16 protein-coding genes are annotated in these 14,008 nt (G+C 66.3%); 4 read left to right on the top strand and 12 right to left on the bottom strand.

Annotation, left to right across the window (positions count from 1 at the left end; translation table 11 throughout):
- Positions 1 to 32 precede the first annotated feature (32 nt).
- The 3 genes from ACQR0W_RS21660 to ACQR0W_RS21650 are packed head-to-tail and all read right to left on the bottom strand — an operon-like array spanning position 33 to position 2,453.
- Positions 33 to 746, bottom strand: coding sequence for an ABC transporter ATP-binding protein (locus tag ACQR0W_RS21660; protein ID WP_315713203.1), 714 nt, complete (start codon positions 744 to 746; stop codon positions 33 to 35).
- Positions 736 to 1,473: an ABC transporter permease gene (locus ACQR0W_RS21655; RefSeq protein ID WP_315810548.1), complete on the bottom strand. Its 738-nt coding sequence runs from the start codon at positions 1,471 to 1,473 to the stop codon at positions 736 to 738. Before ACQR0W_RS21655 ends, ACQR0W_RS21660 begins: the two co-directional genes overlap by 11 nt.
- Positions 1,473 to 2,453: an ABC transporter substrate-binding protein gene (locus ACQR0W_RS21650; protein WP_316187015.1), complete on the bottom strand. Its 981-nt coding sequence runs from the start codon at positions 2,451 to 2,453 to the stop codon at positions 1,473 to 1,475. The genes ACQR0W_RS21655 and ACQR0W_RS21650 overlap by 1 nt, the downstream gene beginning before the upstream one ends.
- Before the next feature lie 86 nt (positions 2,454 to 2,539).
- On the opposite strand from ACQR0W_RS21650, the gene ACQR0W_RS21645 reads away from it, so the two are divergent.
- Positions 2,540 to 2,899: a hypothetical protein gene (locus ACQR0W_RS21645; protein WP_316187014.1), complete on the top strand. Its 360-nt coding sequence runs from the start codon at positions 2,540 to 2,542 to the stop codon at positions 2,897 to 2,899.
- A 20-nt stretch (positions 2,900 to 2,919) separates the two neighbouring features.
- Here ACQR0W_RS21645 and ACQR0W_RS21640 read toward each other — a convergent pair whose 3' ends face one another.
- Both ACQR0W_RS21640 and ACQR0W_RS21635 read right to left on the bottom strand, forming a co-directional pair.
- Positions 2,920 to 3,741: a quinoprotein dehydrogenase-associated SoxYZ-like carrier gene (locus tag ACQR0W_RS21640; RefSeq protein ID WP_315825190.1), complete on the bottom strand. Its 822-nt coding sequence runs from the start codon at positions 3,739 to 3,741 to the stop codon at positions 2,920 to 2,922.
- A 56-nt stretch (positions 3,742 to 3,797) separates the two neighbouring features.
- Entirely contained in the window at positions 3,798 to 4,724 is a 927-nt protein-coding gene (locus ACQR0W_RS21635) for a quinoprotein relay system zinc metallohydrolase 2 (RefSeq protein WP_316174172.1), read from the bottom strand.
- Between the two features lie 161 nt (positions 4,725 to 4,885).
- Between ACQR0W_RS21635 and ACQR0W_RS21630 the strand changes: the two genes are divergently transcribed.
- Positions 4,886 to 5,761 (top strand): substrate-binding domain-containing protein, encoded by an 876-nt coding sequence (locus ACQR0W_RS21630; protein WP_316187013.1) that lies wholly within the window; start codon positions 4,886 to 4,888, stop codon positions 5,759 to 5,761.
- Positions 5,758 to 6,318, top strand: coding sequence for a PQQ-dependent catabolism-associated CXXCW motif protein (locus tag ACQR0W_RS21625; RefSeq protein ID WP_315713190.1), 561 nt, complete (start codon positions 5,758 to 5,760; stop codon positions 6,316 to 6,318). Before ACQR0W_RS21630 ends, ACQR0W_RS21625 begins: the two co-directional genes overlap by 4 nt.
- Before the next feature lie 32 nt (positions 6,319 to 6,350).
- Here ACQR0W_RS21625 and ACQR0W_RS21620 read toward each other — a convergent pair whose 3' ends face one another.
- The 5 genes from ACQR0W_RS21620 to ACQR0W_RS21600 all read right to left on the bottom strand — a co-directional run bounded on the left by ACQR0W_RS21620 (position 6,351) and on the right by ACQR0W_RS21600 (position 11,071).
- Positions 6,351 to 6,962: a hypothetical protein gene (locus ACQR0W_RS21620; RefSeq protein WP_316187012.1), complete on the bottom strand. Its 612-nt coding sequence runs from the start codon at positions 6,960 to 6,962 to the stop codon at positions 6,351 to 6,353.
- Positions 6,959 to 7,813 (bottom strand): ABC transporter permease, encoded by an 855-nt coding sequence (locus ACQR0W_RS21615; protein ID WP_315825186.1) that lies wholly within the window; start codon positions 7,811 to 7,813, stop codon positions 6,959 to 6,961. Before ACQR0W_RS21615 ends, ACQR0W_RS21620 begins: the two co-directional genes overlap by 4 nt.
- A complete protein-coding gene (locus ACQR0W_RS21610; RefSeq protein WP_316187011.1) occupies positions 7,810 to 8,625 on the bottom strand; it encodes an ABC transporter ATP-binding protein in 816 nt (271 codons plus the stop codon). The genes ACQR0W_RS21615 and ACQR0W_RS21610 overlap by 4 nt, the downstream gene beginning before the upstream one ends.
- Positions 8,622 to 9,587, bottom strand: a complete 966-nt coding sequence (locus ACQR0W_RS21605) for a YVTN family beta-propeller repeat protein (RefSeq protein ID WP_316187042.1) — start codon at positions 9,585 to 9,587, stop codon at positions 8,622 to 8,624. The genes ACQR0W_RS21610 and ACQR0W_RS21605 overlap by 4 nt, the downstream gene beginning before the upstream one ends.
- Before the next feature lie 275 nt (positions 9,588 to 9,862).
- Positions 9,863 to 11,071: an ABC transporter substrate-binding protein gene (locus tag ACQR0W_RS21600; protein ID WP_316187010.1), complete on the bottom strand. Its 1,209-nt coding sequence runs from the start codon at positions 11,069 to 11,071 to the stop codon at positions 9,863 to 9,865.
- Between the two features lie 142 nt (positions 11,072 to 11,213).
- Between ACQR0W_RS21600 and ACQR0W_RS21595 the strand changes: the two genes are divergently transcribed.
- Positions 11,214 to 11,693: a DUF3280 domain-containing protein gene (locus ACQR0W_RS21595; protein ID WP_315752900.1), complete on the top strand. Its 480-nt coding sequence runs from the start codon at positions 11,214 to 11,216 to the stop codon at positions 11,691 to 11,693.
- Between the two features lie 649 nt (positions 11,694 to 12,342).
- On the opposite strand, the gene fghA is transcribed toward ACQR0W_RS21595, so the two are convergent.
- Entirely contained in the window at positions 12,343 to 13,188 is an 846-nt protein-coding gene (fghA, locus tag ACQR0W_RS21590; protein WP_316166062.1) for an S-formylglutathione hydrolase, read from the bottom strand.
- A gap of 85 nt (positions 13,189 to 13,273) precedes the next feature.
- Entirely contained in the window at positions 13,274 to 13,894 is a 621-nt protein-coding gene (locus tag ACQR0W_RS21585; RefSeq protein WP_315713180.1) for a response regulator transcription factor, read from the bottom strand.
- Positions 13,895 to 14,008: the final 114 nt, after the last annotated feature.

The following is a 14,008-nucleotide window of genomic DNA, read 5'->3' as shown; positions in this document are numbered from 1 at the left end:
TTTTCCCTGGGGTCCGATGTCCTTTGCCATGACTATGACACGGAAAAATCCAGTCGCGCCACATCGGCCTTGATTACCGCGACCACGTCGTTGTTGCGCTGCGCGCGCGGCAGGTCGATCGGGACTGAATGAAGCAGACGGGCAGGGCGTGAGGACAGCAGGAAGATCCGGTCGCCGAGCCGTGCCGCGTCGTCCATGCTGTGCGTGACCAGCAGCGTGATCATGGGGCGCGAGGCCACGAGCGTCGCGATCTCCTCGCGCAGCCGCGCGGCGAGCGCGTCGTCGAGCGAAGCCAGCGGCTCGTCGAGAATCAGGAAATCCGGCTCGACCGCAAAGGCGCGCGCCAGCGCGACACGGCGGGCGAGGCCGAGCGACAACTCGCCTGGAAAATGGCTGCGATGTCCCTCGAGCTCGAGCACGCCGAAGATGGCGGCCAGCCTGTCCTCCGCGACACCGGGCGCTGCCAGCCGGACGTTGGCCTCGACGGATCGCCACGGCAGCAGCCGCGGCTCCTGGAACACCATTGCCAGCCGGGCTCCCTCGGGCCGCGATACATGGCCCTGATAGTCGTTGTCCAGACCGGCGAGGATCCGCAGCATCGTGCTCTTGCCGCAGCCGGAGGGGCCGACGACGACGCCGACCTCGCCCCGCTCCAGCGAAAAGGCAATGCCAGCAATCACCTCCTGGCGCTTGCCATTGGCGGCGCTGGTGTAGCTCTTGGACCTGATATCGACCTCAAGCCGCACGGAGCCGCCACCTCGATGCACGCTGCTCGAACGGCTGGACGATAACGGCCTCGATCACCAGCACCACGGCAGCAAAGCTGAGCGAGTAGGCGAGCAGCAGCGGAATGTCGAACAGCTGGAAGGCGACGCCGATCTCGAAGCCGATGCCGTTGGGCCTCCCGAGCAACTCGGCGACCAGCACGATCTTCCACACCAATGACAGGCCGGAGCGCGCGGCCGCCGCAATATAGGGCGCAAGCTGCGGCAGCAGGACGTGGCGGAGGATGCGTCCGCGCGAAAAGGCAAACACCTTGGCCATCTCGTCGAGCGATGGATCGAGCGCGCGGGCGCCTTCGCGCAAGGTGACGACGGCGGTCGGCAGCTTGTTGATCGCGATCGCCGTGATCGCAGCGACCTCGGTGAGACCGGCCCAGATATAGGCGAGCACGATCACCACCAGCGCGGGCAGATTGAGCAGCAGGATCAGCCAGGGATCGCCAAGGCGGTTGGCGAGCTGGCTGCGCCCCATCAAAAAGCCGATTGCCGAGCCGAGTGCCATTGACAGAGTGAAAGCGAGGGCGACGCGGGCGAGCGTTGCGCCGAGATGCAGAAACAGCGCGCCGGACCGCGCTTCCGTCACCGCAACCGCAAGCACGGCCGATGGCAATGGCAGCTTGGCGCTGCCGGCGACAGCCGCGGCAATCCACCAGGTGGCCAGCAGAAGCGCAAAGGACAACAAGCGCAGCACTAGTCCCTCGCATCCGCCCTGTAGTAGGTGCCGGGACTGAGCTCCGGAGACGGGCCGACCAGATCGCGGCCGCCGATCGAAGCCAGCACGCCGTAGAGGATGCGGGCGTCGGCCTCTTCCTCGGCGATCGGCCGGTGCGGAATGCCCTCGCGATAGCGGTCGCGATAGGCGCGCAAGGTGGCGTCGTCCTGTGCGCCGGTCAGCGGGGCGATCGTTTGCCAGTCGGCGTCGGAAGTCGCCAGGATCTCCTTGGCCTTGGCCGTGACGGTTAGGAAGCGTGCGACGAGATCGCGATGCTTGGCGGCCCAGTCCTCGTCGAAGACATAGCCGATCATCGCGGTGCGGCCCTTGGCGCCGAACGGCGGCAGCAGGTCCTCGACGCCGGCAAGCCGGCGGAAGCCCTTGGCTTCCAGCGCCGCGCAGAAATTCCAGTAGTTCAAGCCCGCATCCATCTCGCCGTCGGCCAGCTTGGCGGCCAGCAGCGGCGGCGCGCCGTAGGTGATCGTCGCCTGCGATTTCAGATCGACGCCGTCGCGCTTGAGCGTGGCCTGCAGCAGCAGCCAGCTCTTGTCGAGCGGGCCGCCGGCCACCGCGAGCTTGCGTCCCTTCAGATCGGCAAGCGTCTTGATCGGTGAGGTCGCCGGCACCATCACGGCGCCGAGCGCGCTCGAATAGGGATAGAAGGTGAGCTTGGCGCCGAGCGCACGCTCGCGCGACACCCATAGCCAGTCCGACACCATGATGTCGGCGTTGCCGGCCCGCAGCGCGATCTTGCCGGCCTCCGGGCTCGCGAGCTCGACCGCATCGATCGCGATATCCGCCTGCTTGTCGAGCTGGCGGGCGCGGATCACGGCCAGCTCCCAGGCGAAGGTGCCGGTCTTTTGCACCGCAACCTTGACGGTCTCGGCGGCGCAGCATGCCGTGACCGGCAGCAGGGCGCAGGCGACAATCGCCATCAACAAACGACCGATCTGCGTCATGAGCCCGTCTGCATTTCCTCGAGAGGTGTTCTTTTCAGCCTCATTCCCTTAGCATAGCTTCGGCTGCGATGCCGCGGAGGACTGTGATGCGTAGTGCTGTTCCGGTAGGACCGATTGTCGCCACCCTCATTGCCATGATTGCGCCGTGCGGGCCGGCTCGTGCCGAGGAGCTCAACGACTATCCGACCTCGGCGCGGGCCGAATATGTGTTCGGCTGCATGAAGGCGAATGGCGAGACCAGGGAGGCGATCGCGCAGTGCTCCTGCTCGATCGACGTGATCGCTTCGATCATTCCCTATGAGCGCTACGTCACGGCCGAGACCGTCCTCAGCATGTCCCAGGTGCACAGCAATCTCGGCACCCAGTTCCGCACGTCCGAGCAGGCCGCCAACGCGCTGAACGATCTCCGCCGGGCGCAGGCCGAAGCCGAAGTGAGATGCTTCTGAAGCGCTGCCGCTCTGCCGCATCAAGTTCCTGAACCGTCGGCCGGCCAATCGTGCTCGAACACGTGGCCCTGCGTATCCTTCGCCTCCGCATGGAATTGCTTGGCACCGTTCGACACGTAGGTGAAGCGGATGTTGGGATCCTCAGAGATCGAGATGCCGCCTTCGACCGACAGCACCAGACTGCCGTCCTGCGACAGTGTCAGCCGGTCGATGAAGAAGGCCGGAATGTAGAGCTGCGTCACCTGATCCATCTGGAGCCCGGAATTGTTGGGATGCCCGACCATGACCTGCGCTTCGCGGATGCCGCTCGTGGCGCCGTCGCTGCTTTGCGTGAACTGCCGGTAGCGCATCTGGCCGATGCGCGCCTTGGCCTCGTCCGGATTCTTCGCCGCCGGCGCCGAGCAGCCTCCGGACGCCTTGACGAAGGTCTTGACCACATAGAGCTGACCATCCGTCAGCTCGGCCACGGCATGCACATCCGTGTAGTTGTTGACGCGGACCCGCGTCGAGATCGCGGTCACATTGGCGTCCGCGCCAAGCGTGAACTTGGCCGCCATCGGCGCGGGATTCTGGTCGATCACCAGCGTGATGGTCTTGATACGGCGCTCGTCGGCGGGCGACAGCTTGCTGCGCAGGGTGACCGGAACGACCGAGGCATCCTCGGCGCGCGTCGGCATCTCGATCGACAGCACATTGGTGCCGTCCTGCATCGCCTTGTTGTTGAAGATGTCCTGGACCAGTCCCGGCCAGGGATCGTAACCATCAGCGGCCTTCGCAGGTGCGAACGCAAACGCGAGGCAGGCCCCGAGAAGCAGGGTGGACGGCAGGTGGAGCCGGATCATGGCGCAATCCTCCTCGGGCAGTCGGGTGAATTAACAATCATAGCGCGTTGCCGCCCTCATTCCCATTCCATTTCCGAGAATGCCGCCGTTGCGTTGCGGGCATTGTAGTCGTCGAACAGCTCCCATTTGCCGCGCTCCGATCCCGCGGCCCCAGCGGCGTCCGCGATCGGCCTGCCTGCCTTGATCAGCCCGCGAACGTCGTGGGCCAATGTATCGAGGTAGCGACGCTCGTCACTGAGCGCCAGTGGCCACGGGCTGACAGGGCCATGGCCGGGAACGACGCGCTCGGCCGGGATGGTCGCGAGCGCGGCCATGTCGGCGATCCAGCCGCGCAGGCTGCCATCCATCACCGGGATGTGACGCAGGAATACGAGATCGCCGGCGAACAAGGTCCGGCTGCGGTCATCATAGACGGACAGGTCGCAGTCGCTATGAGCGGTACTCCAGGCCTTGAGCGTGAGGGTACGGCCGCCGAGGTCGAGCATCATCTCGTCGTCCACGAGGATCGACGGGGGGACGAGACGGACCTCGTCGATCAGCTCGGCGCCCATCAGGCGCCGGAACGCCTCGATGTAGTGCGGTCCGCGCATTGCAAGCGCGCGCGGCAGGTTCTTGGCGCCGACGAAGCGCGTGCCGTCGCCCTCGAATGCCGCGTTGCCGAATGCGTGATCCGGATGGGCGTGAGTGTTGATGACGTAGCGCACGGGCTTGGCGGTACGGGCGCGGATCGCTGCCAGCAGCGCGCGGCCTTCGCGGACGCTGCCGCCGGTGTCGATCACGGCGACCGCGTCGTTGCCAACGATGAAACCGACATTGGCGATGGCGCCCTCGTTCGCCGCGTTCATCAGCGCGGTCTGGCCGATGTGAACGAACACGCCGGGCGCGATCTCGCTCACCTCGAGTTCCGGCGGCATGGCAAGAGCGGCGCTGCCGAGCGCCAGCGCCCCCCAGGCGGTGATCGCGATGATCAGTTGTCTCACCATCGGCTTGCCTTGCTCGCGTGAGAGGTGTGCGTCAGGCGATGGACGTTGCGGTGCAGCAATGGGTCAACTCTTCGCGATGACGGCGGCTGTTGCACCGGAGCGGCCGGCGGCCTAGCATTTTCAAAAATACCACGATGCGTTCGATAGGGATGAAAATACGGATGACGAAGCGTCACAACCTTGCCTGCTCGCTGGCCGTTGCCGCGGGGCTCAGTCTGCTCGGACCGGCCGCCGCTTTCGCGCAGAGCAATGATGGCCTGGACCTGTCGATCGAGCTGGTCGATCCCAAGGTGCTCAGGGTCTGCGCCGATCCGCGCAACCTGCCGTTCTCGAACGAGAAGGGCGACGGCTTCGAGAACAAGCTGGCCGAGCTCTTTGCCGCCAAGCTGCAGAAGAAGGTGGACTACACGTTCTTCCCGCAGGCCACCGGATTCGTGCGCATGACGCTCGGCTCGCACCGTTGCGACGTGATCATGGGCTTTCCCCAAGGGGACGACCTGGTGCAGAGCACCAGTCCCTATTACCGGACGGCCTATGCGATCGTGACCAAGCCGGGCTCCGATCTTGCCGATGTGACGACGCTGGAGGATGCCAAGCTCAAGGGCAAGCACATCGGCATCGTGGCGGGCACGCCGCCGGCAACCAATATGGCGCTGGCCGGGCTGATGCCGACCGCAAAGCCCTATCCGCTGATGATCGACACCCGCGTCGATTCCTCGGCAGAGGCGATGATCAACGATCTGAAGTCCGGCGAGATCGATGCCGGCGTGCTGTGGGGGCCGATGGCCGGCTACTATGCCAAGCAGGCGAGCCCGCAACTGCATGTCACGCCGCTGGTGAAGGAGACCAGCGGGCCGAAGCTGATCTATCGCATCGCCATGGGTGTCCGTGGCGCGGACCAGAACTGGCGCCGTCAGCTCAACAAGCTGATCCAGGAGAACCAAGGGGAGATCAACAAGATCCTGCTGGACTTCGGGGTGCCGCTGCTGGACGAGAGCAATCATCTGATCACCGCCGAGGCTGCGGCGAAGCCATGATCGGTCGGCTCAGCGCTGCGGCATTGGCAGGCGTGCTGCTGATCGCCGTGGCGGTGCGGGCCGATGATCTCGTGCCGGAGCCGGACAGCTATCGCACCGAGAACTATCGCGCGCCGGTGCCGACGACCCTGAGCGGGGCGCGCGTGCTGTCGACGCGGGAGACCGAGGCGATCTGGCGCGCGAAGTCCGCCGTCTTCGTCGATGTGTTGCCGCGGCCGCCCAAGCCGAAGAACCTGCCGGCCGGCACGGTGTGGCGCGAGCAGCCGCGCCTGGACATTCCCGGCAGCATCTGGCTGCCCGACACCGGCTACGGGGTGCTGGCGCCCCAGACCGAGGACTATCTGAAGCGCGGCCTTGCCCGCGCTTCCGAGGGCGATTTGAGTCGTCTGCTCGTGTTCTACTGCCTCGAGGACTGCTGGATGTCGTGGAATGCCGCCAAGCGCGCGCTGACCTATGGCTACCGCAATGTCGCGTGGTATCCGGACGGGACCGACGCCTGGAGCCGCGCCGACCTGCCGCTGCAGCAGACGCAGCCCGAGCCGCGGCCTGAGGAGTGAGCGGAGAGGGCGGCGGTAGCGCATCAAATCAGCTACTCCATGTCCTGCTGGATCTCGCGCGCCAGGGCGAACAGGCGCTGGTCGATCGCGGTCGGGACCTCGCAGACGAACTTCATCACGCGACGCCGGTCCTCGAAGATGCGCGTCTCCCAGTTCAACTGGTTGGTCATCTCCTCGACCTTGGCCTGATCCGGGTTGGGGCCGCTGTGCATCTCCTGCAGGGCGATGGTGTCGCCGCGCACCTTGTCGACGGCCTCGCGCTGCTTGCGCATGACGCGCTCGAGGCCGTTCATCACCGATGTCCGCTGCGCGTTCAGCGTGTCGAACAGCCCGGCGAACAGCAGCTTGCCCTTGCGCATCTTCTCCTCGGCCGTACCGGTGAGAAAATCGGCGATGTCCTTCTGGGCCTGCTCCAGCGGGATACGGCGCGCGGCAAGCTTGGCGACGAGCTCGGCCACCTTCGCATCCTCCTTCCAGCTCGCGCCGACATCGTCGATCGGCGGGCCGGACCACACGGCGGCGATCGAGATCTCCGGCACCTTGGCCTGCGGGCAGGGCCAATCCGGATAGCGCGGATCGGCGGCCTGCGCAGCACCTGCCGACGCAGCGATGGCGACGGCCGCCAGTGTCGTTCTGAACCTCATGCCTCGCCTCCGGGACCGCGCCTGACAAACCCCCGCGACGGATCGTAGGCCAGGATCGCGCCGATCATGAAGACGGCGGTGCAGCCGCCGACCACCGCGAGCGAAACCCAGTTCAGCTTGCCATATAGCGCGAAGCGGATGAGCTCGACCGCGTGGGTGAAGGGATTGGCTTCGCAGAGATAAGCCAGCCAGGGACTGCCTTCCTCGACCCGCCAGAGCGGGTAGAGCGCCGATGAGGCGAAGAACATCGGGAAGATCACGAAGTTCATGACGCCGGCGAAATTCTCGAGCTGCTTGATGCCGGAGGAAATCAGCATGCCCAGCGCGCCGAGCATCAGGCCGGACAGGATCAGCGCCGGCAGCACCGTCAGATAGCCCATCGGCGGCGGGGTGATGTCCCAGAACCAGGCGATGGCGAGAAACGCATAGACTTGCAGCACCGAGACGGCGGTGCCGGCGAGCAGCTTGCAGAACAGCAGATAGCCGCGCGGCAGCGGGCTCACCAGCAAGGTGCGCATGTTGCCCATCTCGCGGTCGTAGACCATCGACAGCGACGACTGCATGCCGTTGAACAACTGGATCATCGCCATCAGGCCGGGCGCGATATAGACCTCGTAGGGGATATAGGTCTCGTAGGGCGGGATGATCGAGATGCCCAGCACCTGGCGGAAGCCGGCGGCGAAGATGAACAGCCAGACCAGCGGTCGCACCAGCGCCGAGACGAAGCGCTCGCGCTGATGCAGAAAGCGCAGGCCCTCGCGCCAGACGATGCCGGTGAGGCAGGTGATGTATTCGCCGGCCGAGAAGCCGCTGCGTGTGGGTGTGGGCGCGTGCACGGTGGTGACGGTCATGGCTCGGAGCTCCGCGCCGGACTGGCCTGGGTCGTCAGCCGCGCGAACGCCGCGTTGACGTCGGTCGCACCGGCCTTGGCGATGACCTGCGGGACGGGCCCGCGCGCCAGCACGCGGCCCTGATGCAGCACGACGAGATCGTCGGTCGCGGCGATCTCATCGAACAGATGCGTCGCCCAGAGCACGCCGATGCCCTGCTCGGCGACGAGCTGACGGACGTGACCGACGATGTCGGCGCGGGCCTTGACGTCGAGGCCGACGGTGGCCTCGTCGAGCAGCAGCAGGCGCGGCCGGTGCAGCAGGGCGCGGGCGATTTCAAGGCGGCGCATCTGGCCGCCGGAGAGGTCGCGCACCTTGTTGCCGGCGCGGTCGGCGAGGCCGATCCGGGCCAGCAGCTCCTCGCTGCGGGTGCGGGCCTCGCGGCGCGAGATGCCGTGCAGCGCGGCGTGGTAGAGCAGGTTCTGCGTCAGCGACAGATCGAGGTCGAGCGTGCGCGGCTGGAACACGACGCCGAGCAGCCGCAGCGCCTCGCCCGGCGTGCGGCCGATGTCATGGCCGAAAATGCCGATCTGGCCGGTCTGCACCGCGAACAGTCGGGTGATGAGCGAGAACAGCGTGCTCTTGCCGGCGCCGTTGAGACCGAGCAGGGCGGTGAAGCTCGCAGGCTGGACGGCGAAGCTGACGTCGTTGAGCGCCTTGCGTGCACCGTAGGAATGGCTGACGCCGGCGACCGACAGCGCCGGCACCTGGTCGGAGGCCGGCTGCGGGGTGGCGCCTGTGGCGTCGAGAGCGGGTGCGTTCTGCGTCGTCATGGCTGTGCAATCGTGATGCCCCAGGGCAGCTCGCCGACCTGGATGGTCTTGATCACCTTCTGCGCGGCGACGTCGATCACCGAGACATCGTTGGAGACGCCGTTGGTGACCAGAAGATATTTCTCATCCGGCGTGAACTCCATGTGCCAGACGCGCTGGCCGACCAGGAGATATTTCTTCACCTCGTGGGTGGTGCCGTCGACGATGGCGACGCGATTGGCGGGGCCGAGCGCGACGAAGCCGGTCTTGCCGTCCTTGGTCAGGGCGATTCCGACCGGCTGGATCGCCTCGCTGCGCAGGCCGGGCACGGCGAACTTGATCTTGCCGGTGACCTCGCGCTTGGCGGGGTCGATGATCGAGACGGTGCCGCCAATCTCGGCCGAGACCCACAGCTCCGAGCCGTCGCTCTTGAACTCGGCAAAGCGCGGCCGCGCATCGACCAGCACGTTGGCGACGATCTTGCGGGTCGCCGTGTCGATGAAATGCGCCATGTTGGTGGTTTCGGAGGTGCAGATCAGGATCTTGCCGTCCGGGCTGAGCATCATGCCCTCGGGCTCGACGCCGACCTGGACGTCGCCGATGCGGACGCGCTTCTCGAGGTCGAGCACCGTGACCGTGTTGTCGTTCTCGTTGGCGACGTAGAGCGTCTTGCCGGCGGCGTCCTGCGCGAACAGCTCGGGATCGGGGCCGGAGGGCAGGGTATCCACCACCTCCATCTTCTTGGCATCGATCACCTGGATGGTGTCGTCATCGCCGACCGCCACCATCACGAACTTGCCGTCGCGGGTGAACGCGATCCCGCGCGGCCGCTGGCCGACCTTGATGGTCTTGGTCACGGTCCAGGTGTCGGTGTCGATCACGGAGACCGTGTTGCCCTTCTCGTTGGAGACGAAGGCGACGAAGGCAGAGGCGGGAGCGGCGGAGGCCAGCGACAGCGCGGCGGCGAGCAGGCCGGCTGCCAGGGCCGGGCGCTTTGGAAGCTGATCGCGCCATTTCCTCCTTCGCCCCTTTGCCCAATGGACTCGATTTGTCGCGGCGCAGACGGTGCGCTCCCTCTCCCCGTTCTTCGCGGGGAGAGGGTTGGGGTGAGGGGTTCTCTCCACGAGCACGGTGCTTGAAGAGTCCCCCTCACCCGGATTGCATCTGCGATGCAATCCGGCCTCTCCCCGCACGCGGGGAGAGGCTGGCGCCGTCTGTGTCGGACTAAACACTTTCATCAACATCATCCAATCCGACATCATTGCAGCTTGCACTTGGTTTCGGGGCGGTCGACGCCGAGCGTGTCGAGTTCGGAGACCTGGTGCAGAAAGCCCTCCTGCGGCGAGACCGAGACGATCATGCGGCCGTCGGCCAGAAGGATCGGCTGGCGCAATTGCAGGTTCCAATCGCGCAGGGAGAGGCGGGTGCCCTTGAAGGCGGCGATGGTGAAGTTCGGGCCCTTGAGGTAGTCGGCCATCGTCTTGGCGTCGCCGGAGTTGGTGCGCGAGGCGGCCTCGCCGACCATGCGCACGGCCATCCAGGCCTGCATGTCCAAGGCGTGCATGCGGCGCGAGGCGAGCTTCATGAAGCGGTTCTGCAACTGCGTCGCCCCCCACTGGTCCTGCGCCGGATCCCAACTCGTCGGCCGCAGGCCGGCGGAGCCCGCGACGGGGCGCGGATCCCAGGTGCGGTAGGGCAGATAGTTGGCGAACACCTCGCTCTCGTCGGCGGTGACCAGCACGTCATAGGCCGGCGCCTTCTGCGTGAACACCGGCATCTGGCGCTGGATCAAGGTCACGCCGCTGTCGGTGCGGCGCGCGCCGCCGGTGTCCTCGAAGGTCCGCTCCTCGACGATCTTGGCGCCGAAGCGGGTGGCGGCGCGGCGCAGCGCGTCGGCGAACAGTCTGTCGCTGTCGTGCGAGCCGGTGACGAGCAGCCAGCGCTTCCACTGCTTCCAGACCAGATATTGCGCCAGGCCGTCGGCCAGCATCGAGCGCGTCGGTGCGACATGGATGACGTTGGCGCGGCAGTCCTGCTCACGCAGGCGGTCGTCGGTGGCGCCGACATTGAGCAGGGTGACGCCGCGGCCCCGCAACGCATCTGCGACCTTCAGCACCGCATCCGCCGGCAGGTCCACGAGGACGAATCCCGTCTTGCCGGCGAGCTCATTGGCGGCCTGCGCGGCGTCCTCGTCATCCTTGACGCGGCGGTCGATCAAAGTGAAGCGCTGGTTGAGGAACTTGCCGGTGGTGTTGTTGTCCTCGATCGCGAGCTTCGCGCCGGCCACGCCATCATCGGCCGCAGGCTGGTCGAGCGGCGACAAGGTCTGCGGCAAGCTCGCGCGGCCGAGATAGCCGATCGCGATGTCGACCGGATCCGCCGCGCTGGCGGCGGTTGCGGCGGCGATGAGGCCGATCGCGCCCATCAGAGATCGGGCCAGAACTCCCAGGACCACACGTCCTCCCATTGTTCCCTCGTCCTTGTCCGGCGAGGTTTCGCCTTGCAAGATGAACGAATTGGCCTAGCTTTCAACCCCACTTTTGGCCGCTGTCGCGTCATTTCGGATCACGACCTTGAAACCTGCCGTTCTCCCCGCGTTCCTGATCCTGATGTCTGCGACATCAGTGCATGCCGAGCCGACCAAGGTGGCGGTGTTCGACTTCGAGCTGATCGACACCAGCCTGCAGGGCGAGGTGCAGGGCCCGCGCCAGGACGAGCAGAACAGGCTGGCGCATGCGGCCGAGCAACTGCGCGCGGCGCTGCAGGACTCCGGACGTTTTCGCGTGCTCGACATCGCTCCCGTCAACGATGCGGCGCACCACAGCAATCTGCAGGCTTGCGGAGGCTGCGACGTCAAGCTCGCGGGCGACATCGGCGCCGATCTCGCCATCACCGGGACGGTGCAGAAGGTCTCCAATCTCATCCTCAACATGAACATCTATCTGCGCGACGTTCACACCGGCAAGCCGGTCGCGGCGATGACTGCGGATATGCGCGGCAACACCGACGAATCCTGGACGCGCACCATGGCTTGGCTCGTCCGCAACCGCCTGCTGGCGCCGAACTACGGTGCGCCGCAGGCGCAGTAGCCGACGAGATATGACGGTGCATTCTCGCGGCGGATGACGCCCGAGCTTTGCGTGCCGGTCGCCCCTTGGAAAACAAGAGGCGCAGGGAAGGCCGGGAGCCTGCCGCCCCCATGGCCCGCCTGCGACAAGAAATGCAGGCGGCAGGTACCACAGGTTCGGCTGGGACATCCCGGCCCTCCCTGCGCGGATGGTCTTAACGGTTGCTTCGCGTTCTCCCCGGTGCGCCGGGCGTTCTGGTCACCGTGCGCGACGACACGCTGTGAGCGCGCCGCCGCGGGGGCATCGGCATCGGGATGCCAGGACCACGCGACTTGGCCGTACGCCGTGACGCGTTCGTCCGCACGCTCTCACGGGGCATGTGATGCCCTGAGCATGCTGCGCGCCGCCGGCGTCCACCGCATCCCACCTCCACGTTCGTGACGACCGCGATACGCCCTCTCGACGAGGCGGGATAGGGCTAAACAATCATGATTTCCGGAAAAACGAAAGTAAAATTTTTGTCGCCGCCGGGCTGGACACTGGAATCGCCTTGTGGCGCCGAGCGAAATCCCCGTTGTCGCGCACGTGGAATCCGGGCGCCGGGCACGACAAGATCGCCTCGACGGGCGCGTCATCGCACCCGTCGGGCAAATCACGTCCGCGGCTGATATCAGCGTGCGAGCCGCGCCGCGTGCCAGCGCAGATGATCGGCCATATAGGTCGAGATGAAGTAGTAGCTGTGGTCGTAGCCCTCCTGCTTGCGCAGCAGCAGCGGGATGTGGGCCTTGTCGCACGCCGCCTTGAGCAGCTCCGGGCGCAACTGCTGGGTCAGGAACTGATCGGCGGTGCCGACATCGACCAGCAGGTCGGAGACGCGCGCGCCGTCCTCGATCAGCGCCACCGCATCGTGCTTGCGCCACGCCGCCTTGTCGGCGCCGAGATAGCCGCCCAGGGCCTTCTCGCCCCACGGCACCTGCGAGGGCGCGACGATCGGCGAGAACGCGCTGGCCGCGCGGTAGCGGTCCGGGTTGCGCAGCGCCACCGTGAGCGCGCCATGACCACCCATCGAGTGGCCCATCACCGACTGGCGGCGCGGATCGACCGGGAAGTTCGCCGCGACCACGCTCGGCAGCTCCTCGGTGATGTAGCTCCACATCCGGTAGTTCTTCGCGAACGGCGCCTCGGTCGCGTCGACATAGAAGCCGGCGCCGAGACCGAAATCATAGGCATTGTTGGGATCGCCCGGCACGCCGTCGCCGCGCGGCGAGGTGTCGGGCGCCACGAAGACCAGGCCGAGCTCGGCGCAGGCGGCACGAAACTCGCCTTTCTCGGTGACGTTGGCGTGGGTGCAGGTCAGGCCGGAGAGATACCAGACGACCGGCAGCTTCGCGCCGTCGGCATGCGGCGGCACGAACACCGAGAACGTCATCTCGGTCTTGGTCTCCTGGCTGGCGTGGCGGTAGACGCCCTGGACGCCGCCATGGGACTTGTTCTGGGAGACGGTCGTGAGGGTCATGGGATCACCTGTTCGGCAATGATGTCGGGCCGCTGGCGCGCGTGCCGCCAACGCGTGTCAGGCTGCGTCGTTCAATCGGGACGAGTCAAGCGACGCCGTTCTCGATCGCCAAACGCACCAACTCGCCGGATGTTCGCACGCCGAGCTTCTGGCGGATGATCGAGGAGGTGTTGGCGACGGTCTTGTAGGACGAGTGGATCAGCCAGGCAATCTCCGACAGGCTCTTGCCGGCGCTGAGCAGGCGAAGGATCTCGAGCTCCCGCGAGGTCAGTTTCGCCAGCGGGCTCTGCGCGACCGCGGCGCCCGCGAAGGCGATGCTGCGCGCGATTGCAGGCGGCAGATAGCTGCCGCCGCGGGCGACCTCGCGGATCGCCTCGGCGAGATCGTTCGGATCGCCGCTCTTCGAGACGTAGCCCTTGGCGCCGATGTCGATGGCGCGCGCGGCGAACACCGGATCGTCGTTCATGCTGAACATGATCAGCCGGGCATTGGCATCATGGGCGAGGATGCGCCGCGCGAGCTCGAAGCCGGAGACGGTCGGCAGGTTGATGTCGACGACGCAGACGTCCGGCCGGCGCGCGATGAAGCTGGCTTCGCCGCTCTCGGCATCGGCGGCTTCGAGCAGCTCGAGGTCCGGATCGGTCGAGAGCAGGGCCCGGCAGCCTGATGCCACAATGGGATGGTCATCGACGATCAGTACGCGCATGGCCTTGGGGTCCCGGACTTCCAACTCGCGTCATTGTTGCGATGCACCATGGATGCATGCTGCGCGATATTGCATGATGTTGCAATTAGATCGCCGGCGGATTTGTCTGTCAAT

This window comes from Bradyrhizobium sp. HKCCYLRH1034, from assembly GCF_051168375.1.
GTDB lineage: Bacteria > Pseudomonadota > Alphaproteobacteria > Rhizobiales > Xanthobacteraceae > Bradyrhizobium.
This window is presented reverse-complemented; position numbering and strand designations above follow the sequence as displayed.

Coding starts and splice junctions, on each gene's coding strand:
- ACQR0W_RS21650 (WP_316187015.1), bottom strand. CDS start 2,453: ATGACGCAGATCGGTCGTTTGTTGATGGCGATTGTCGCCTGCGCCCTG.
- ACQR0W_RS21645 (WP_316187014.1), top strand. CDS start 2,540: ATGCGTAGTGCTGTTCCGGTAGGACCGATTGTCGCCACCCTCATTGCC.
- ACQR0W_RS21640 (WP_315825190.1), bottom strand. CDS start 3,741: ATGATCCGGCTCCACCTGCCGTCCACCCTGCTTCTCGGGGCCTGCCTC.
- ACQR0W_RS21635 (WP_316174172.1), bottom strand. CDS start 4,724: ATGGTGAGACAACTGATCATCGCGATCACCGCCTGGGGGGCGCTGGCG.
- ACQR0W_RS21630 (WP_316187013.1), top strand. CDS start 4,886: ATGACGAAGCGTCACAACCTTGCCTGCTCGCTGGCCGTTGCCGCGGGG.
- ACQR0W_RS21625 (WP_315713190.1), top strand. CDS start 5,758: ATGATCGGTCGGCTCAGCGCTGCGGCATTGGCAGGCGTGCTGCTGATC.
- ACQR0W_RS21620 (WP_316187012.1), bottom strand. CDS start 6,962: ATGAGGTTCAGAACGACACTGGCGGCCGTCGCCATCGCTGCGTCGGCA.
- ACQR0W_RS21615 (WP_315825186.1), bottom strand. CDS start 7,813: ATGACCGTCACCACCGTGCACGCGCCCACACCCACACGCAGCGGCTTC.
- ACQR0W_RS21610 (WP_316187011.1), bottom strand. CDS start 8,625: ATGACGACGCAGAACGCACCCGCTCTCGACGCCACAGGCGCCACCCCG.
- ACQR0W_RS21600 (WP_316187010.1), bottom strand. CDS start 11,071: ATGGGAGGACGTGTGGTCCTGGGAGTTCTGGCCCGATCTCTGATGGGC.
- ACQR0W_RS21595 (WP_315752900.1), top strand. CDS start 11,214: ATGTCTGCGACATCAGTGCATGCCGAGCCGACCAAGGTGGCGGTGTTC.
- fghA (WP_316166062.1), bottom strand. CDS start 13,188: ATGACCCTCACGACCGTCTCCCAGAACAAGTCCCATGGCGGCGTCCAG.
- ACQR0W_RS21585 (WP_315713180.1), bottom strand. CDS start 13,894: ATGCGCGTACTGATCGTCGATGACCATCCCATTGTGGCATCAGGCTGC.